A 19,330-nucleotide genomic window follows, 5' to 3' on the forward strand; every position below is an offset into this window, starting at 1 on the left:
GACGTGGACGGCACCCTCGCAATGATCGCGTCCGTCGCCGCCGAGGCGGACGACGCGTCGGACTGGGGACTCTTCCAGGCCGGCTTCATCGGGCCGCTCATCGACTTCGGCGTCGTCTGGGTCGCGGTCTGGCTCGTCGCGGTCGTGGCTGCGCGACTGCTCTCGGCGCTGAGGTTCTGGACGAGGCGGCCGACGACGCGGCACCGGAGCATGACGGCGAAGGTGCTCGGAGGCCTCATCACCGCCCTCGCCGCCGCCGCATTCGTCGCGGTCGGTGCGATGACGAGTGCCATCGCGCCGCTGACCCCGCTCGCGTGGGTCACGGTCGGACTCCTGGGCGCCGCCGGCGTCGTCGTGCTCGCCTTCGGCATGGCGACCACACCCTGGCTCAAGATCACGGTGACCGGCACGGGCGGCGCGACGAACGACGCGTGGGCCACCGAGGTGACGGTGCGCATGCGCGAGCTCAACGCCGACAACCCGAAGGGTCGCATCGAGCGGCCAGACGGATCCGACCTCAACGAACTCGTCGCGATCGCCGACCGCACCGACAACTGGGCGGTCGCGCTCGTCGGCGGCGCGATGGCGATGCTGCTCAACCTCACCCCGTGGCGACTCGAGGTGACGGTGTTCAACGCGGACTCGGGCGTCGCGCGGCTGCGCCGCAACGGCCGAGTCGTCGAGGACGCCTCCCTCCGGTTGCCCGCCCCGCCGGCCGACGGCGAGCATCCCGGTGAGCTGCTCACGCTCGCCGCGGCGTTCGCCGCCGTGAAGGTCGCGCACGAGTACCCCGACATCGTCGGCTTCTACAACACCGAGAACTGGCTCGGACTCGGGCTCATCGGCGTCGCGCGCCGCACCGACGATGCCGAACTCCGAGAGCGGTACATCGCGCGGGCGAGGGACGCCGATCCCCGAAGCATCCTGGTCGAATTCGAGGACGTCTACGAGCGGTACGCCGGGGTGACCGACGCGCGACGACTGCGCGAACTCATCGACCGGCTCGAACCCATGATCGAGGTCGCCGCCGAGCAGACGGGGCGGCACCTCGGACTCGCGGGCGCACAGCGCAAGCCCTGGCACGGCACGACACCGCCCGTCGACGCAGGCCCGGCTCGCGAGGCCGCCGAGGCCGCTGCCGGGGCCCGGAGGCGCCGCCGGCAGTTCGACGAGCCGCCGATGCTCATGCTGCGGCTGCAGAGCTACTACCTCATGACGATGCGCAATTGGCTCGTCTCGGACGACGACGTGCTGAACGAGGCGACCGAGCGTCGGGACCGGCTCCGTCGGGCGACGAGCGTCGCGGGCGAACTCGTGGCCGCCCTCGGCGAGCTGAAGCAGGAGGAGGAGAAGCGGCGGCGGAGGGCCCAGTACGCCGACCAGCGCACGTCGCTCGAACGCATGGAGCAGCGCGCTGCGCTCGGCCTGCTGCTCCTCTCCGAGGAGTGCCGGCGCCTGGGTGAGGCAGCGGACGACGAGGTCTCGCGCGAGCGGATCCGCCTCGCGACGGAGTGGAAGCGAGCCGCGATGGAGTCGGATTCGATCGAGGTGAAGTACTCCGTCGCGTGCTACCAGGGCCGTTGCATCGTCGACGAGGAATCGGGCGACGGGGCCGAGTTCGACGACCTCGTCCGGCGGCTCGGCGGCGTCTGCTGGGTCGACGAGTACCGCGACCTCGCGCTCGCCGATCCAGAGCTCGCCCCGCTCGTCGACCCTCGGCGGTCGGAGCGGCCGCGCCGTGTCCGGATGCGCGACGCGGTGCTCCTCGAGATGGAGGACGCCTGGCAGATCGAACGGTTCCGCAGGGTCAGGCTCCAGCTCGAACGGGCGGGGGTGCGTTCACCCGAGGACCTCGTCGTCCCCGCGACGCAGACGCGGGTCGTGCAGCGGTCGGACCTCGATGCGAACGATGTCGAGGCGCTCGCCGACGCCGCGCGCATCCTCCGGGCCGCGCTCGTGACGGAGTGCGACCTGATTCCCGACCGGTTCGACGGCCGCGACGCGGAGCGCGAGCGATGGGCGCGCCGGCGCGCTGCACGCGCGCTGCTCGACGACGGTCGGCACACGGTGTCGACGCTGCTGGCCGAGTACGCGGAGGTGCCGGAAGCGCTCATCGACGACGTCGCCCGGGCGATGTTCTGGCGGCCGGACGATGACGAGGCGGCCGCCGTCGCGCTCTACGTCGACCGCATGATCGAGCAGCTGCAGGGCCCGCGCGGGCTGTCGCTGCGCACGGAGGACGAGCCTGCGGCGTGATCAGGCCGCGCCGCTCCACGGCGCCGGCACGATGATCCAGGCGACCTCGGCGCCGCCGTCGCCGGCCTCCCACGAGTGGGGCTCGCGACCCGGGAAGGTGAGGGCGTCGCCCTCGGCGAGCTCGACGACGCGGTCGACGAAGCGCGCCGTCACCGACCCCGAGATCACGTGCAGCACCTCGACGTCGCTCGAGATGGTGTAGAGCTCTGCGCCGCCGGATGCGCCGGGAGCCATCGACGACCGGATCACCTGCACGCGCGACTCGCCGCGCGGCGAGACGAGCCGCTCGACGATCCCGGTGCCGCCGAAGTTCACGCGCGGTGCGCCGTCGAGCGCGATGTGCTGGATCTCGGGCTCGGCGAAGAGCGAGCCGATCGTGAGCGAGAGCACCTGGCAGAGCTGTACGAGCGTGGCGACGCTCGGCGAGGTCTCGTCGCGCTCGAGCCGGCTGAGGAACCCCTTCGTGAGTCCGCTCGCCTCGGCGACCTGGGCGAGCGTCATGCCCTGGGCGGTGCGGGCGTTGCGGATTCGCGCGCCGATGGCGAGCGGGGAGCCGCTCGGACCGGGCGGGACGGGTCGTGGCATCGGTGCCCCCTTCGCAGTCGACGGCCGCGGCGTTGACAGCCCGGCACGGGCGACGTAGCATGGCCGCAAGTTTCCTCAAGGATATCAAAGGTTTACTGATATGCAACTCGATGACACCGAGAACACCTCCGGCGCCGCCGCATCGGGCGCTGTCCGGCCGACCCCCGTCGGACCCGTCGACGCGAGCCGCGTGCCCCGCTTCGCGGGCATCGCCACGTTCGCCCGCCTGCCGCGCCTCGACGAGGTGCCGCACGCGGACATCGCGGTCGTGGGCGTGCCGTTCGACAGCGGCGTGAGCTACCGTCCGGGCGCGCGCTTCGGCCCGTCGCACGTGCGCGAGGCCTCGCGCCTGCTGCGCCCGTTCAACCCCGCCCAGGGGGTGCTGCCCTTCGCCGTGCAGCAGGTCGCCGACGCCGGCGACATCGCCGTGAACCCGTTCGACATCGACGAGGCCGTCGCCGACGTCGAGGCCGGCGCGAAGGCGCTCGACGGGCAGGCCGACCGACTCGTCGTCATCGGCGGCGACCACACGATCGCCCTGCCGCTGCTGCGCGCCGTCACGGCGAAGCACGGCCCGGTCGCGGTGCTGCACTTCGACGCCCACCTCGACACGTGGGACACGTACTTCGGCGCGCCGATCACGCACGGCACGCCGTTCCGCCGCGCCTCGGAGGAGGGGCTCATCGACCTCACCGCGAGCATGCACGTCGGCACGCGCGGCCCGCTCTACGGCGTCGAGGACCTCACGGACGACGCCCGCCTCGGCTTCGCGATCGTCACGAGCGAGGACATCGAGGAGCGGGGCGTCGAGGCCGCGATCGAGCGCATCCGCACCCGCATCGGCGACAAGCCGCTCTACATCTCGATCGACATCGACGTGCTCGATCCCGCGCACGCCCCCGGCACCGGCACCCCCGAGGCCGGCGGGCTCACGAGCCGCGAACTGCTCCGCATCATCCGCGCGCTCGCCGACAAGCGCATCGTCGGCGCCGACGTCGTCGAGGTCGCCCCGGCCTACGACCACGCCCAGCTCACCGCCGTCGCGGCATCCCATGTCGCCTACGAGCTCATCAGCGCGATGGCGCCTCGCGCCTGACCTTCCCTCGCCGCCCACTCCACGATCGAAGGAGATCGACATGACCACCCGTGAACCGAGCCGCGACGAGGTGCTCGCCGCCGCCGACGCGATCGTCGACGCGTTCGCCGCAACCGACGGCCCCCGCTACTTCGCGGGCTTCGCCCCCGACGCGAGCTTCATGTTCCACACCGAGCCCGCCCGACTCGACGACCGCGCCGCCTACGAGGCCCTCTGGGCCGAGTGGACGGCGGGCGGCTGGCACGTGCTCGCGTGCGAGTCGGCCAACCGGCTCGTGCAGACCCACCCCGGCGGCGCCGTGTTCTCGCACGACGTCGCGACGCGGGTCGACACCGGTGACGGCGAGGACGCGTACCGCGAACGGGAGACCATCGTCTTCCGCGTCGAAGGCGACGCGCTCCTCGCCGTGCACGAGCACCTCTCGCCCCTGCCCGGCGCCGGCGCCGAGGCATCCGCCGACTGACGACCCACCCCGACCTCCACCCCCGAGGAGAAGCAGCAATGTCGCTCTACACCCGTCTCGACCGCCGCCTCGCCGAGCAGGCCGACAACTCCGGGCCGGTCCGCGGCACGTTGTCGACGCCCCGCATCGGCATGATCTGGCTGGCGGCGAACCTCGTCGTCACCACCCTGCTCACCGGCACCCTGTTCATCCCCGCCGTCGACTACGGCGTCGCGATCACGATGATCGTGCTCGGCACGCTCGGCGGCGCCGTCGTGCTGACGCTCGTCGGCAACATCGGCACCCGCACGGGCCTGCCGACGATGGCGCTCACCCGAGGCGCGTTCGGCACCCGCGGCGGCTACCTGCCGATGGCGGCCAACGTCATCATCCTCATGGGCTGGAGCTGGGTGCAGGCGATGCTCGCGGGCGTCACCGTGAACTACCTGGTCGAGAGCCTCACCGGGTTCTCGAGCCCCATCCTCTTCTCGGTGATCTGCCAGGCCATCGTCGTCATCCTCGCGATCTTCGGCCACGAGGGCATCGCGCGCGTCGAGCCGTGGCTCGCCGTGCTCATGCTCGCGATCATCGCGTGGATCTTCGTCGTCGCGTTCACGGGCTTCGCGCCGAGCGCGTACCAGGCGATCCCCGTCGACGAGGCGATCGGGTACACCCCCGCGATCGTGCTCGACATCGTGATCGCGACCGCCGTGTCGTGGACGGTGCTCTCGGCCGACTTCAACCGGCTCGCGGTGTCGAGCCGCGCCGGCATCCTCGGCTCGGGCATCGGCTACACGCTGTCGACGGTCATCGCGATGACGCTCGGCGCGACGGCGATCGGCTACGTGATCCTCTCGGGCGGCGAGGCGGCCCCCTTCGACCCGGGCGTGCTCGTCGCGGCGTTCGGCGCCCCGATCGCGATCGTCATCTTCGTCTCGGTCATGGCGACGAACTCGATGGTCGTCTACGGCATGACCACCTCGATAGTGAACGCGAGCGCCGGGCGTGCGAGGCTGCGCTTCCTGCCGACCGCGCTCGTCGTGGGCGTGATCTCGATCGTCGGCTCGACGTGGCTCGCGCTGCTCGACCAGTTCACGACCTTCCTGACCGTGATCGGCGCGTTCTTCGTGCCGGTGTTCGCGATCATGATCGTCGACTACTACCTGATCAAGCGGTCGTCGTACGGCCGCGACCTGCTCGAGCACCGCGGCGGCCGGTACTGGTATCTCGCCGGCGTCAACTGGATCGCCGTCGCGGCGTGGGCGATCGGCGCCGTCGCGTCGTACCTCATGGTCTACGTGTGGCCGAGCCCGGTCGGCGCGACGATCCCCGCGTTCGTCATCACCTTCGTGCTCTACCTCGTCGCGATGCTGCCCGAGCGGGCGCGCAACGTGCGCGAACCGAGCGTGCACCTCGCCGAGGTCGAGGCGAACGACGACGCGGATGCCTCGGCGCATGCGTGAGCTCAGCCGGCCCGTCGTCGGGGGCATGCGGGTCTACCCCGGCGACCCCGACGTGCGCATCGAACCGGCGCTCGAGCTCGCCGCCGACGGGGTCGACGTCGCCCGGCTGCACCTCGGCTCGCACACCGGAACGCATCTCGACGCACCGTCGCACACGGTCGCGGGCGGTCGCACGACCGGGGCGATCGGCCTCGACGAGCTCGTCGGCGACGCGATCGTCGTGCACCTCGGCGGCCTCGCGCCGCGCTCGCACTACGGCCTCGCCGACCTCGAGGCGGCGCTCGGCGCCCCGCTGCCCGATCGGGTGCCGCCGATCGTCGTCGTCGACACCGGCTGGGCGCGGCTGTTCGACACCGACACCGCGCTCGAGCATCCGGCGATGGACCCGGCCGCCGCGGCCGAGCTCGTTCGCCGGGGCATGCACGTGCTCGCGGTCGACACCCTGAGCCCCGACCCGACGGTCGACGGCGGCACCGCGTTCCCGGTGCACGAGGCCGTGCTCGGCAGCGATCGGCTCATCGTCGAGAACCTCACCGGGCTCGAGGGGCTCGCCGAGCGGGTGCGCATCGGGTTCTTCCCGCTGCGCGTCGACCTCGACGGGGCGCCGATCAGGGCGGTCGCGTTCGACTGACCGCGGCGGGGTTCGGGTGACCGCCGGTCGGGACGGGCGGTCAGCCGCCCGCGCGGATCGCCACGATGCCGGCGACGGCGCACAGGCTCGCGACGAGGCGCCACGGCCGGAGCCGTTCGCGGAACACGACGTAGCCGATCGCACTCGCGGCGATCACGCCCGTCTCGCGCAGCGCCGAGACGACCGCCAGCGGGGCCACCGACTGGGCCCAGACGACGATCGTGTACGCGGCGAGCGAGATCACCCCGCCGATCACCCCGAGCATCGCGTGCGTGCGCAACCCCAGCACGAACGCCCGGCGATCGGGGGCGAGGGCGAGGCACACGAGCGGGATCGCCGCGCCCTGCAGCAGGAAGAGCCACGCGGCGTAGCCCAGCGGCTGCCCCGAGGCGCGGACGCCGATGCCGTCGAGCACCGAGTAGACGGTCACGGTCGCGCCGACCGCGATCATGAGCAGCGTGCCGACCCGGTCGCCCGGTGCGCCCCCGCGCGTCCACGACAGCGAGAGCAGCGAGAGCGCGACGACCGCGATGCCGAGCAGCTGCACGGGGGTGAGCCGCTCGCCCAGGAGCGTCGTCGAGGCGAGCGTGATTCCGAGTACCGACAGCCCGCGGGTCAGCGGGTACGCGCGACCGAACTCGCTGCGCGCGTACGCGGCCGTCAGCAGCACCAGGTAGAGCGTCTGCGCGATCGCCGACGCGATGAGGTACGGCACGCTCGCCGCCGCGATCGGCGGCAGCACGAGGCATCCGACGGCCCCCGCGACGAGGTAGACGGCACCGATGAGCGCCGAGGCGACCAGGCGCGCGGGGATGGCCTTGGCGATCGCGTTCCATGTGCCGTGGAGCACCGCGGCGCCGAGCACCGCGGCGAGCACGATCGGGCTCACGAGGTGCCCTGGTCGCCCCCGGGGAGGTCGGCGAAGACCTCGGCGTCGACGGCGGTCACCTCGAGCACGACGGCCTGTTCGGGGTGCAGCGCCGGCATCGCGACCCCGGCCGAACCGAGGGCCGCGCCGGTGAGCACGAGCCGGCCGGAGTCCCACCAGGCTGGGCGGTCGCCGGCATCGGGCTGCTCACCGAGGCGCACGGGCTCGACACGGTAGTCGCGGTGCGGCGCGAGCCCGGGCAACCGGATCCGGCCCGCGCCCGCCAGCGGCGAGCGCGCCCGGGACGAGTAGGCGTACAGCGCGCGCGAGCGGTCGTGGGCCACGACCCCCTCGAGCGAGAGCGACGTGTCGGGGTGGTCGAGGCGCACCAGGTCGCCGTCGTGCAACAGCTCCCGGTGGCGGCGGTGCAGCGCGACCCAGTCGGCGAGCTCGGCGAGCTCGGCATCGTCGGCACGTCGCAGGTCGGTCTCGATGCCGAGGTGGCCGAACAGCGCCGTGATCGCCCGGTACGAGAGCGAGTGCGTGCGTCCGGTCGTGTGCGAGCGGGCCGAGGCGATGTGGGTGCCCATGAGCTCGGGCGGCACGAGCTGGGTCGTCCAGCGGTTGATGTCGCCGCGGTCGAGCGGATCGTTGTTGTCGGAGACCCAGACCCGGTCGGTGCGCTCGAGTGCGCCGAGGTCGACCCGGCCGCCCCCCGACGAGCACGACTCGATCTCGAGGTGCGGGTACCGCGCCTTCAACTCGTCGACGAGCCGGTAGAACGCGGCCGTCTGCCGGTGCACGCCGGGTCGGCGGCCGGGTCCCGAGCCGGCGTCGACGAGGTCTCGATTGTGGTCCCACTTCAGGTACGAGATGTCGTACTCGTCGAGCAGCGCCACGAGCGCATCGCGGATGTGCGCGTAGCAGCCGGGGTGTGCGAGGTCGAGCACCTGCTGGTGGCGCGACTCGACGGGCCATCCGTCGCGGGCCGACATGATCCACTCGGGATGGCTCCGCGCGAGCTCGGAATCGGGGTTCACCATCTCGGGCTCGACCCAGAGGCCGAACTGCATGCCGAGTCCGCGCACCCGGTCGACGAGCGGATGCAGCCCGTCGGGCCAGACCTCGCTCGACACGGTCCAGTCGCCGAGGCCCGCGCGGTCGTTGCGGCGGCCGCCGAACCAGCCGTCGTCGAGCACGAACCGCTCGACGCCGACCGAGGCGGCGAGCTCGGCGAGCTCGGCGAGCACGTCGAAGTCGTGGTCGAAGTAGACCGCCTCCCAGGTGTTGAGCGTCACCGGCCGCGGCGATCTCGGGTGCTGCTGGCGGGCGCGCAGCAGCCGGTGCACGCGGCGCGCGGCTTCGTCGAGCCCGTTGCCGTGCACGCCGTACACCCACGGGCTCGTATAGCGGTCGCCGGGCTCGAGCACGATCTCGCCCGGCAGCAGCAGTTCGCCGCCGCCGAGCAGTAGACGGCCGCCGAGGTCGCGTTCGAGCTGGTGCACGTGGTTGCCCGACCACGCGGTGTGCACGCCCCAGACCTCGCCGCTCGCGAAGCCGAACCCCGGCTCGCCGGCGAAGAGGAGGGTCGCCGCATCGAGGCCGGTTCGGCCGTGGCGTCCCTCGCGACGGTGCAGGCCGACGCCGACCTGCTGCCGCTGCGCTGCGCGCTCGCGGCCCCAGCGGCCCGCGAAGTCGAGCGTCTCTGCGGCGAACGGCGGAACGGGCAGGCAGAGCAGCAGCTCGTCGAGCCGGTAGGGCGTCGGCTCGAGGTTCTCGAGCACGGCCCGGCATCGCACGACGCCCGACTCGGTGAGTTCGACGGTGAGCTCGAGGCCGAGCCCGGCCACCCGGTCGGAAGCCTCGAAGACGACCCGACCCGCGCCGCAGCTCACGAGGGTTCGTCCCGAGGCACGAGCCTCGGCGGGCGACGCGATCCCGGTGTCCGCGAGCACGTCGAGCCGCTTCCCGTCGAGCCGGGCACCGGTCGTGGTGAAGCGAGGCGACCAGGCCGAGCCGTCGCGCGAGCCGCTGATGCCGGGCTGCCCGAGCCAGCCGCGGCTGTGCTCGGGAAGCAGCGAGAGCTGCACCGGCTCGTCGACCTCGCTCGCCGCGACCGAGGCGATTCCGGCGTCGGCGAGGGCGCCGAAGCCGACGGCGTCGAGATCGCCGAGGTCGGGCCCCCAATGCACCACCGTGGGCAGTCCGCCCCCGCGCACGTCCAGCGCGAGCGCGACGCCGCCCGAGCGCAGGAGGAGGCCGAAATCTGAGACGACGGTCATGGGAGGGTTCCTCTCGCTGGGCGGTTGTGGATAGTGTTTACGTTGCCATGAAGCAAGGTCCGAATTCTTCCGCCCGAGCCTCGATCAACGACGTCGCGGCGCACGCCGGCGTGTCCGCGCAGACCGTCTCGCGGGTGGCGAACGGGCAGAACAACGTACGGCCGTCGACGCGCGATCGTGTGCTGGCCTCGATGCGCGAGCTCGGCTACCGTCCGAACAGCGCAGCTCGCAATCTCAAGTCGGGCCGCTTCCGCAGCATCGGCTTCGTGACCTTCAACCTGGCCACGCTCGGCAACGAGCGCACGCTCGACGCCGTGACGGTCGCCTCCGAGTCGGCCGGTTACACGACGACCCTGCTCTCGATCGCCGACCCCACCCAGCTCGACGTCGCGGGCGCGTTCGGCCGGCTCGAGGAGCAGGCGGTCGACGGCATCATCCTCGTCATGTCGGCGGAGGTCGGTCCGCTCGACGAGTGGACGATCACCGCCGGGCTCCCGGTCGTGATCGTCGACTCCGACGCCGAACTGCCGTACACGATCGTCGACACCGACCAGGAGCAGGGCGCGAGGCTCGCCCTCGACCATCTGCTCGGCCTCGGCCATCGCCGCATCGTGCACGTCTCCGGCCCGCAGAACTCGTACTCGGCGACCCGCCGCGCCGACGCCTATCGTCGTGTGCTCGAGAAGGCCGCACTGCCGGTGCCCGAGGTGCTCGTCGGCGACTGGTCGGCCGCCTCCGGGCTCGCACACGGCCGCGCGCTCATCGAGTCGGGCGAGGTGCCGACCGCGATCTTCGCAGGCAACGACCAGATGGCGCTCGGCGTGCTGCACGCCCTGCACGAGGCGGGGCTGCGCGTGCCCGACGACGTGAGCGTCGTCGGGTTCGACGACAGCGACGAGGCGCTCGCCTTCTGGCCCGCGCTCACGACCGTGCACCAGAACTTCGACGACGTCGGCCGCAAGGCGACCGAGTCGCTGCTCGCGCTCATCGACGGCGGGGCCGTCGAGCGGCAGAAGATCCTGATCCCCACCCGGCTCGTCGTGCGCGACAGCACCGGGCCCGCCCGCGTCACCGCATAGCGGGCGGATGCCTCGTGCCGGCAGTGGGCCGCTGGAGTTCATCAGACCTCGGTCGGTCCGAGGTCGGGCCGGTCGGTGAACCGCGCCGTCGCCGAGACGAGGCCCGACAGTTCGAGCACGATGAGCTCGTTCTCGCCCGCCCGCACGAGCGGCGCGGGCACGTAGAGGGTGCGCTGCGGTCCGCGGCTCCAGTGCCGTCCGAGGTTGAAGCCGTTCACCCAGGCCACCCCGGCGCCCCAGGCCCGCGTATCGAGGTGCAGGTCGCTCGGCGCGTCGAGGTGGAAGGTGCCCGCCGCGAACGCCGGACCGACGACGGGGGCGGACGAGCGGTGGTCGGCGGCGGCGATCGCCGAGCGCACCCGATCGATGCCGAGATCCAGTCCGCCGGCACGCCAGCCCTCGAGCAGCCGCCCGTCGAGCGTCGCCGGCCCGATGAGCCCCTTCGCCTCGCCGAGGCGCGGGCCGTAGTTGACCCCGCCGAGATGCTCGACGAGCAGCGAGAGCCGCCCGGCGCGCGGCACCGCGATGACTCGCTCGCCGTGCTCGCGGTCGATCGTTCCGACCCGGGCGCCGTCGAGGAAGACGTGGGCGCGGTCGCGCACCTCCGAGAACGCGAGGAGACCGCCGTGATCGACGTCGACGGCGTAGTGCGAGAAGCCGCGGGGAGCGCCGAAGGCGGAGGCATCCGGCAGGCCCTCGTAGGTCGCGTCGCAGACGAGGTCCGTGTCGCCGACCGCCGCCCGGCGGTCGAGCGCGATGTCGATGACCGGCGCGTCGGTGCGCTCGGCGGGAGCCTCGTCGGGAACGGGCGCGTACTTCGCGATGACCTCGCGGAAGCGCCAGTACTTCTCGGTCGGGGTGCCGTCTTCGGCGAGCGGGGCGTCGTAGTCGTAGGAGGTCGCGATGGGTCGGTAGATGCCCTTGTCGTTCGCCCCGGAGGTGAACCCGAAGTTGGTGCCGCCGTGGAACATGTAGATGTTGACCGAGGCGCCCGCGGCGAGCATGGTGTCGAGCTCCGCGGCCGAGTCGGCGGCGGGCGTGGTGTGGTGCGGCTCGCCCCAGCTGTCGAACCAGCCGCACCAGAACTCGGAGCACATGAGCGGGCCGGTGGGCTGATGGCGTCGCAGCGTCGCGAGGCGCTCTGACGCGCGCGAGCCGAACGAACCCGTGCGGTGCAGCTCGTCGAGGCCGCCACGGGCGAGCATGCCGTCGAGGGGCTGGTCGACGGTCGTGAGCGGAACGCCGATGCCCGCATCGCGGGTGCGCTCGACGAGCGCCCGCAGGTAGTCGGCGTCGTCGCCGTAGGCCCCGTACTCGTTCTCGATCTGCACGAGCACGACCGGGCCGCCCTCGTGCACCTGGCGGGTGCGGACGACGTCGTAGACCGCGTCGAGGTACTCGCCGACGGCGTCGAGGTACGCGGGATCGCTCGATCGCAGCGTCACGGACGGGTCGGCGGTGAGCCATCCCGGCAGGCCGCCGTCGTGCCACTCGGCGCAGATGTACGGGCCGGGGCGCACGATCGCGAGCAGGCCGGCCTCGTGCACGAGGTCGAGGAAGCGTGCGAGGTCGAGGCCGCCGGAGGTTCGGAAGGCGCCCCGCTCGGGGGAGTGCTCGTTCCACGGCACGTAGGTCTCGATGGTGTTGAGGCCCATCATCCGAGCCTTCCGAATCCGGTCGGCCCACTGGTCGGGGTGCACGCGGAAGTAGTGCATCGCGCCGGAGATCACCTGGAACGGTGCTCCGTCGAGCAGGAAGTCGGTCTCGCCGATCGTGAAGGAAGGCATCGGGGCTCTCTCGGAGGTGCTGGCTCGGGCGAAACGCTCGGAGCGGTTGTGGGGAGGCATGCCGCGGGGGATCTGCGCGAGCAGATCCCCCGCGGTTCGGTGCGGCTACTCGTTGACGGTGAAGCCCTGCGAGTTGCCGTACTCGACGAGGGTGTCCTGCCACTCGAGCAGGGCGGCGTTCAGGTCGCTCTCCGAGGCGAGCGCCTTGCCGACCGAGTCGCCGAACACGCTGTTCGCGTAACCCTGGTAGGGCAGGTACTGCCAGCCGGGGATGACGGACTCGGCCGCGGCGGCGCCGACCTCGTTCGCGGTCTGGTCGCCGTAGACCTCCGGCCAGGTGCGGCCGAGCCACTCGGGGTCGCTCATGGTCGCGGTCGTCGACGGGAAGCCGCCCTGGTTGACGAGGTCGCGGCCCTCGCCGGTGGCGAGCCACTGCAGCACGGCGGCGGCCGCCGCCTTGTGCTTCGACTGCTCGGTGACGGCGATCGCGCTGCCGCCGTTCTCGGCCGAGGCGGGCTGACCGTCGGCCGACGGCATCGGCGCGACCTTCCAGGTGTCGCCGGCATCGGTCGGGCCGCCGATCTCCCAGGCCCCCATCATGAGCGTGCCGAGCTTGCCGGCCGCGAGCGCCCGGTTCCACTCGTCCGACCAGGTCGGGACCTGCGACAGCTCGCCCTTCTCCAGCATGCCGCCCCAGAAGTCGGCGAACTGCTTCGAGCCCTCGTCCTGGAGGTCGATCGTCACGTTCTCGCCGTCGGTCTTGAACGGCTGGCCGCCGAACGACCAGATCATGCTCGTGAAGAAGCCGGCGTCGCCCGCGTTGGCGATGTACGCCTCGGGGTTGTAGGCGTGGATCTTCGCGGACGCCGCCGCGAACTCGTCCCACGTCTTCGGGGCCTCGGCCACGCCCGCCTTCTGGTAGAGATCGGTGTTGTAGATCATGACCATGGGGCCCGAGTCGAGCGGCAGGCCGACGAGCTCGCCCTGCACGTTGACGGCGTTCCACGTCGATGCGGTGAACTCGTCCTCGTTGTCGGCGAGGCCGTAGGGCGTCAGGTCGGCGAGGGCGTCGCCGAGCGTCAGCTGGGGCAGCGTCTGGTACTCGACGGGGATGATGTCGGGGGCCCCGGAGCCGGCCTTCACGGCGTTCTGCAGCTTGGTCACCGCGGCGTCGGGGTTGTCGACCTTGACGACCTCGATCGTGATCTTCGGGTGCTCCTTCATGAACGCGTCGGCCCAGGCCTGGGTGGTGTCGCCCCAGGTCCACCAGGTGAGGGTGGTCTCGGTGTCGAGGGCGGCCTCGATGTCGGTGCTCTCATCGCCCGACGCGCCGGCGGCGCAGCCGGAGAGCGCGCCGACGAGGAGTGCGCCGGTGCCGGCGACGACGCCGGCGCGCTTCCACAGGCGCTTGGTGGTGTTCTTCACGTGCGGTCCCTTTCTCGGGTGCTGTATCTGAGGTGTTTGCAGGTGTCTTGCGGGTGGTGCGGGTGGTGCGGGCCGACAGGGGCGGCTATTTCACGCTCCCCGCGGTGAGCCCCGACTGCCAGTAGCGCTGCAGGTAGAGGAAGGCCGCGGAGATCGGAATCACGGTGAGCAACGATCCGGTGATCACCAGGTTCGGGATGGGCAGGGTGCCGACGGCGGTCGACTTCGAGGCCCATTGGTTGAGGCCGACCGTGAGCGGGTACCACTCGGGGTCGCTCAGCATGATCAGCGGGAGGAAGTAGTTGTTCCACGTCGCGACGACGGCGAACATGAGCACGGTGATCAGGGCGGGAGCCAACTGCCGCAGCGAGATCGAGAAGAAGATGCGCAGTTCGCCCGCGCCGTCGAGGCGCGCCGCCTCGAGGAGTTCGTCGGGGATCGCCTCGGCGGCGTACACCCACACCAGGTAGAGCCCGAAGGCGCTCACGAGCGACGGGATGATGACCGACCAGGGAGTGTTCGTGAGGCCCATGCCGCTGAACATGAGGAACTGCGGGACCGCGAGCACGGAGCCGGGGATGGCGAGCGCGCCCAGGATGATGGCGAACACCGCGCGGCGTCCGGGGAAGCGGTACTTCGCGAGCCCGTACCCCGCGAGGGTGGCGAGCAGGGTGGCGCCGCCCGCGCCGACGACGACGTAGAGCAGGGTGTTCGCGAACCAGCGGGTGAACTCGCCGTCGTTGTACGTGAACACCTCGACGATGTTGTCGAAGAGGGCGAAGTCGGGTGCGAACCAGAGCGCGAAGGTGTCGTAGAGGTCGGATCGGCTCTTGGTCGCGTTGATCACGAGCCACACGAGCGGCACGACGCAGTACAGCAGCATGAGCATCATGAGGATCGTCAGCGTGATCGAGGCCCGGCGGTTGCGCGGACCGCGGCGCTGCGCAGGGCGGCTCGCGAAGGGCACCCGCCCGCTCGCGAGACGGCTCGGCCGACGGCCGGCGGTGGTGATCGATTCGGTGGCCATCAGCGCTTCTCCTGCTTGTTGCCCGTCGACTGCGCGAAGTACGCGACGACCATCGTGATGAGGCCCGAGACGATCGCGATCGCCGCGGCGTAGTTGAACTGCGAGCCGGCGAACGACAGGTTGAACGCGTACAGGTTCGGGGTGAAGTAGCTCGTGATGACGTTCGGGGCGATCGACTGCAGGACGGCCGGCTCGTTGAAGAGCTGGAAGCTGCCGATGATCGAGAAGATCGTCGCCACGAGGATCGCTCCGCGGATCGACGGGAGCTTGATGGCGAAGATCGTGCGGAACGCGCCCGCACCGTCGATCTCGGCCGCCTCGTAGAGCTCCTGCGGCACGGCCTTCAGGGCCGAGAAGAAGATCAGCATGTTGTAGCCGACGAACTCCCAGGTCACGATGTTGGCGATCGCGGGCATGATGTAGCTGTCGGAGAGGGGGGCCGGGATGGTCGTGCCGAGCCAGTGGTTGAGGTCGGCGACGAGCCCGAACTGGGAGCCGTACATGTAGCCCCAGATCATGACGGCGACGACGCCGGGCACCGCGTACGGCAGGAAGATGCTGAGTCGGTACAGCGGCACGAACCGCAGGCGCGCGCTGTCGAGCGCGAGCGCCACGAAGAGGGCGAGCCCGAGCATGATCGGCACCTGGACGCAGAGGAAGACCGTGACCCGGATCGTCGCGTCCCAGAACTTGGGGTCGGTCAGGGCGAGGGCGTAGTTCTCGAGCCCGACGAAGTGGGTGCCGCCGACCAGGGTCTCGCGGAAGAGGCTGAGGAAGATCGCGTAGGCGAGCGGCGCGATGAGCACGAGCGCGAAGACGAGCATGAACGGTCCGACGAACCACCAGCCCGCCCAGTCGCGGCGCACCCTGCGGCGACCGGTTCGACCCGTCGCGGCATCGGGTGCGACCCGGCTCGCGTACGTCGCGGCGGAGACGCCGGCTGGGGGATCGGCCTGCACGTGCGCCGTGGTCATCTGCGGCCTGCTCTCGCACCTCGGGCGGGTGACGTCTTCGTCATGCGCGGTCGCACTCCTTCGTGAATGTTTGCGTTCCCAGTGGAGTATACGTCAGGATCATGTTTGCGCAAACACCAGTTATGCAAGACTGTCGGCGAAGGAGCCAGCACCGCATGATCAGCACCATTCACGTCGTCTTCAAGACGCACCTCGACATCGGCTTCACGGCGCTCGCCAGTGACATCGTCGACCGGTACCTGCACTCGTACCTGCCGAGGGCGATCGACCTCTCCGAGGAGCTCGAGCGGCGCGGCGGCCCTGCGCGGTTCACCTGGACGACCGGCTCGTGGCTCATCCACGAGGCCCTCCGATCCAGCGCTCCGGCCGAGCGGGCGCGGCTCGAGGAGGCGATCCGGAAGCGCCGCATCCACTGGCACGGCCTCCCCCTGACGACGCACACCGAGGTGATGGACCGAGCCCTCGTCGACTACGGCATCTCGATCGCGAAGCGCCTCGACGAACGGTTCGAACGCCGCACGCTCGCCGCGAAGATGACCGACGTGCCCGGCCACACCGTCGGCCTCGTCCCCGCGCTCGCAGCGGCCGGGCTCGACTACCTGCACCTCGGGGTGAACGGCGCCTCGGCGGTTCCCGAGGTCCCCGAGTTCTTCCGCTGGGTCGCACCCGACGGCAGCGAGGTCGTCGTGAACTACGCCGGCAGCTACGGAGCGACCGACCTCGGGCTCGCCGTCGTGCCCGGCGGCACCGACGCCCTGCACCTCGCGTTCACGGGCGACAACTTCGGCCCACCCTCGGCCGACGAGGTCGAGGTGCTCTTCGCGCAGCTCGCGGAGGCGCACCCGGATGCGCGCATCGTGGCCTCGGGCCTCGACGACTTCGCACGAGCCGTACTCGCCGTGCGCGACGAGCTGCCCGTCGTCGACGACGAGATCGGCGACACCTGGATCCACGGGGTCGGGGCCGACCCGCTGCTGACCGCGGGCCTGCGCGGCCTGCTCGGGCTGCGAGCCGAGTGGATCGCGAACGGCGACCTCGTCGAGGGCGATGACGAGTGCGACCGGTTCAGCGAGGCGCTGCTGCTCATCGCCGAGCACACCTGGGGCGAGGACCTGAAGACCTTCCTGCCCGACTACGCGAACTACACGAAGGACGACTTCGCCGCGGCCCGTTCGCGCGACGAGATCGACCTCGCCGCGAACCCCCCGGAGGCGGCGCGGTTCGAGTGGGCCGCGGAGCACGCCGGGGCGCAGGGCCTGCGCTACTCGGGCTTCGAAGCCTCGTGGGCGGAGCAGCGCGGCTACCTCGACCGTGCGGTCGATGCCCTCGCACCCGAACGCGGTGCGGCGGCGCGCGCGGCGATCGCCGGCCTCACGCCGACGTCGGCGGGCGAGACGCGGGGCACATCGAGCAGCGACGCCCGGCGCACACCCGTCGAGCGCGGCGACGATCTCGCGCTCGGCGGGTTCACGGTGCGGTTCGGCGACGACGGCTCGATCGTCTCGCTCGTCGACGAAGCGGGCCGGCAGTGGGCAGGTCCCGAGCATCGACTCGGTGCGTACCGCCATCAGACCTTCGACGAGCGCGACGAGGCGCGCTGGGTGGACGAGTACTGCCGCGACCTCGACGAGACCGGCTTCTGGGCGATCCCCGACCAGTCGAAGCCGGGGCTCTCGATCGCCGAACGCCAGCCGGCGCAGGTGTCCGCACCGGTGGTCGAGTCAGCGGGCCGCATCACCGAGGCCGATGCCGACCGCATCGAATTCGAACTCGTCATGCCCGAGCGGGCCGCCGCGCTCTGGGGTGCGCCCCGCCGTCTGCGGTTGCGCTATCGATTCCCGCACGCCGACGCCCCGATCGGCATCGAGCTCGACGTGCTCGACCGCGAGGCGTCGCGGCTTCCCGAGGCGAGCTGGTTCGGCTTCCGCCCGAGGGTCGACGGCGACTGGCGTCTCGACAAGCTCGGCGTGCCGGTCGACCCCCGACGAGTCGTCTCGCGCGGCAACCGCAGCCTGCACGCGGTTTCCGCGGTCGAATGCCGAGGTTCGCAGCACTTCCGCCTCCGCACGATCGACGCCCCGCTCGTCGCGGTCGGCGAGCCGCGCCTGCTCCGGTTCGACGATCTCGTGGCCGAGCCGGCGGACGGCCTGCACGTCAACCTGCACAACAACGTCTGGGGCACGAACTTCCGGATGTGGTTCGACGACGACCTCAGCTACCGCTTCGAACTGGAGCTCGGCAGGTGAGCGACGAGCTCGTGACGAGCCCGCCCGTCGTGATGGCGCCGCGCGCCGACGGGTTCGAGGTCGTCTGGGGTGTGAGCCGGCTCAGCCGCGGATGGCTCGAGTGGGAGGGGGCCGACGGCACGCGCGGCACCGCGACCGCCGACGCCTTCGGCATGGTGCCCCAGGGCGACCGGGTGCTGCGTGTCCGCACCGCGGGGTGGCCCGCCGGCACCGCCCTGCGCGTGCGCTCGGTCACCGAGTCGGTCGAGGCGCCGGCGGAGCGGCACGAGAGCGGGTGGAAGCCCGTGCGCACCCTCGACGCGGCATCCGATCGCGCGCGCTTCGCCGTGTGGAACGACACCCATCAGCAGGACGACACCCTGCGGGCGCTGCACGAGGCGACCCCCGAAGTCGACGTGCTCGTCTGGAACGGCGACCTCTGCAACGACTGGAAGGACCCGTCGTGGTTCACCTCGACGGTGCTGAACCCGGCGGGCCTCGACGTCAGTGCGGGGCGCCCCCTCGCGATCGTGGTGGGCAACCACGACGTGCGCGGCACCTGGGCGTACCAGCTCGAGGACTTCGTGGCGACGCCCGAGGGGCGGCCGTTCACCGCGTTCCGCATCGGGCCGGTCGCGTGCGTCGTGCTCCACACCGGCGAGGACAAGCCCGACGCCCACCCGACGTTCGAGGGGCGCGTCGCCTTCGAGCCGCTGCGCGCCGAGCAGGCCGAGTGGCTGCGCGAGGTGACCGCGCGCCCCGAGTTCCGGGACGCCCCGTACCGCGTCGTGTTCTGCCACATCCCGCTGCGCTGGATCGACGAGGCGGTCGTCGACTACGACGACGAGGGCTACGACTGGTTCAGCCGGATGAGCCGCGATGCCTGGCACGACGCGCTCGTCGAGTGGGGCGCCCAGGTCATCGTGTCGGGGCATACCCACTACCGCACCTGGATGCCGCCGACCGAGGAGTTCCCGTACGCGCAGCTGATCAGCGGGGGTCCTGATGCCGATCCGGGCTCCGACGAAGCGGCCGCCTGGATCGCCGGCGAGGCGAACGCCGACGAGCTCGTGCTCACGCTGCGCGACCTCGCCGGCACCGTGCACCACGAGGTGCGGCTGGCGCCACTCGCCTGACGCCCGGACGAGCAGGGGCCGGGTCGCAGTCGCGACCCGGCCCCTCCGTCTCAC

At 71.5% G+C, this 19,330-nt stretch carries 15 protein-coding genes; 8 read left to right on the plus strand and 7 right to left on the minus strand.

Features of this window, described 5'->3' with window-relative positions; genetic code table 11:
- Positions 1-3 precede the first annotated feature (3 nt).
- A complete protein-coding gene (locus tag ACFWGP_RS05750) occupies positions 4-2,256 on the plus strand; it encodes a hypothetical protein (protein WP_376930339.1) in 2,253 nt (750 codons plus the stop codon).
- On the opposite strand, the gene ACFWGP_RS05755 is transcribed toward ACFWGP_RS05750, so the two are convergent.
- The gene (locus ACFWGP_RS05755) at positions 2,257-2,841 is read right to left on the minus strand and encodes a helix-turn-helix domain-containing protein (RefSeq protein ID WP_376930340.1); all 585 of its coding nucleotides are present in this window, start codon (positions 2,839-2,841) and stop codon (positions 2,257-2,259) included.
- Between the two features lie 100 nt (positions 2,842-2,941).
- On the opposite strand from ACFWGP_RS05755, the gene speB reads away from it, so the two are divergent.
- From speB to ACFWGP_RS05775, 4 genes are read left to right on the plus strand one after another with little or no spacing between them, the layout of a single operon-like run.
- Positions 2,942-3,937, plus strand: a complete 996-nt coding sequence (gene speB / locus ACFWGP_RS05760) for an agmatinase (protein ID WP_231431872.1) — start codon at positions 2,942-2,944, stop codon at positions 3,935-3,937.
- Between the two features lie 40 nt (positions 3,938-3,977).
- Complete coding sequence (locus ACFWGP_RS05765; RefSeq protein WP_376930341.1) at positions 3,978-4,400, plus strand: YybH family protein; 423 nt, start codon at positions 3,978-3,980, stop codon at positions 4,398-4,400.
- 38 nt (positions 4,401-4,438) lie between these two features.
- Positions 4,439-5,842, plus strand: a complete 1,404-nt coding sequence (locus ACFWGP_RS05770) for a cytosine permease (RefSeq protein WP_231431870.1) — start codon at positions 4,439-4,441, stop codon at positions 5,840-5,842.
- Positions 5,835-6,473, plus strand: coding sequence for a cyclase family protein (locus ACFWGP_RS05775; RefSeq protein WP_376930342.1), 639 nt, complete (start codon positions 5,835-5,837; stop codon positions 6,471-6,473). The genes ACFWGP_RS05770 and ACFWGP_RS05775 overlap by 8 nt, the downstream gene beginning before the upstream one ends.
- A gap of 40 nt (positions 6,474-6,513) precedes the next feature.
- On the opposite strand, the gene ACFWGP_RS05780 is transcribed toward ACFWGP_RS05775, so the two are convergent.
- Entirely contained in the window at positions 6,514-7,362 is an 849-nt protein-coding gene (locus ACFWGP_RS05780; RefSeq protein WP_231431868.1) for a DMT family transporter, read from the minus strand.
- Positions 7,359-9,623, minus strand: a complete 2,265-nt coding sequence (locus ACFWGP_RS05785; RefSeq protein ID WP_376930343.1) for an alpha-galactosidase — start codon at positions 9,621-9,623, stop codon at positions 7,359-7,361. Before ACFWGP_RS05785 ends, ACFWGP_RS05780 begins: the two co-directional genes overlap by 4 nt.
- 47 nt (positions 9,624-9,670) lie before the next feature.
- Between ACFWGP_RS05785 and ACFWGP_RS05790 the strand changes: the two genes are divergently transcribed.
- Complete coding sequence (locus ACFWGP_RS05790; protein WP_231431866.1) at positions 9,671-10,702, plus strand: LacI family DNA-binding transcriptional regulator; 1,032 nt, start codon at positions 9,671-9,673, stop codon at positions 10,700-10,702.
- Between the two features lie 41 nt (positions 10,703-10,743).
- On the opposite strand, the gene ACFWGP_RS05795 is transcribed toward ACFWGP_RS05790, so the two are convergent.
- The 4 genes from ACFWGP_RS05795 to ACFWGP_RS05810 all read right to left on the minus strand — a co-directional run bounded on the left by ACFWGP_RS05795 (position 10,744) and on the right by ACFWGP_RS05810 (position 15,915).
- Positions 10,744-12,489, minus strand: a complete 1,746-nt coding sequence (locus ACFWGP_RS05795; RefSeq protein ID WP_376930344.1) for a beta-galactosidase family protein — start codon at positions 12,487-12,489, stop codon at positions 10,744-10,746.
- 105 nt (positions 12,490-12,594) lie between these two features.
- Complete coding sequence (locus ACFWGP_RS05800) at positions 12,595-13,914, minus strand: ABC transporter substrate-binding protein (RefSeq protein WP_376930345.1); 1,320 nt, start codon at positions 13,912-13,914, stop codon at positions 12,595-12,597.
- An 85-nt stretch (positions 13,915-13,999) separates the two neighbouring features.
- Positions 14,000-14,941 (minus strand): carbohydrate ABC transporter permease, encoded by a 942-nt coding sequence (locus tag ACFWGP_RS05805; protein ID WP_374201146.1) that lies wholly within the window; start codon positions 14,939-14,941, stop codon positions 14,000-14,002.
- Positions 14,941-15,915 carry a carbohydrate ABC transporter permease gene (locus tag ACFWGP_RS05810; protein ID WP_376930346.1) on the minus strand — a complete coding sequence of 325 codons (975 nt, stop codon included), beginning with the start codon at positions 15,913-15,915 and terminating at the stop codon, positions 14,941-14,943. The genes ACFWGP_RS05805 and ACFWGP_RS05810 overlap by 1 nt, the downstream gene beginning before the upstream one ends.
- Before the next feature lie 155 nt (positions 15,916-16,070).
- On the opposite strand from ACFWGP_RS05810, the gene ACFWGP_RS05815 reads away from it, so the two are divergent.
- On the plus strand, positions 16,071-18,161 hold the full coding sequence (locus ACFWGP_RS05815; RefSeq protein WP_376930347.1) for a DUF5054 domain-containing protein: 2,091 nt from the start codon (positions 16,071-16,073) through the stop codon (positions 18,159-18,161).
- Positions 18,158-19,276: a metallophosphoesterase family protein gene (locus ACFWGP_RS05820; RefSeq protein ID WP_376930348.1), complete on the plus strand. Its 1,119-nt coding sequence runs from the start codon at positions 18,158-18,160 to the stop codon at positions 19,274-19,276. Before ACFWGP_RS05815 ends, ACFWGP_RS05820 begins: the two co-directional genes overlap by 4 nt.
- The last annotated feature ends 54 nt before the right edge of the window (positions 19,277-19,330 follow it).

This window comes from Agromyces sp. NPDC127015 (assembly GCF_042725165.1).
Taxonomy (GTDB): Bacteria; Actinomycetota; Actinomycetes; order Actinomycetales; family Microbacteriaceae; genus Agromyces; species Agromyces chromiiresistens.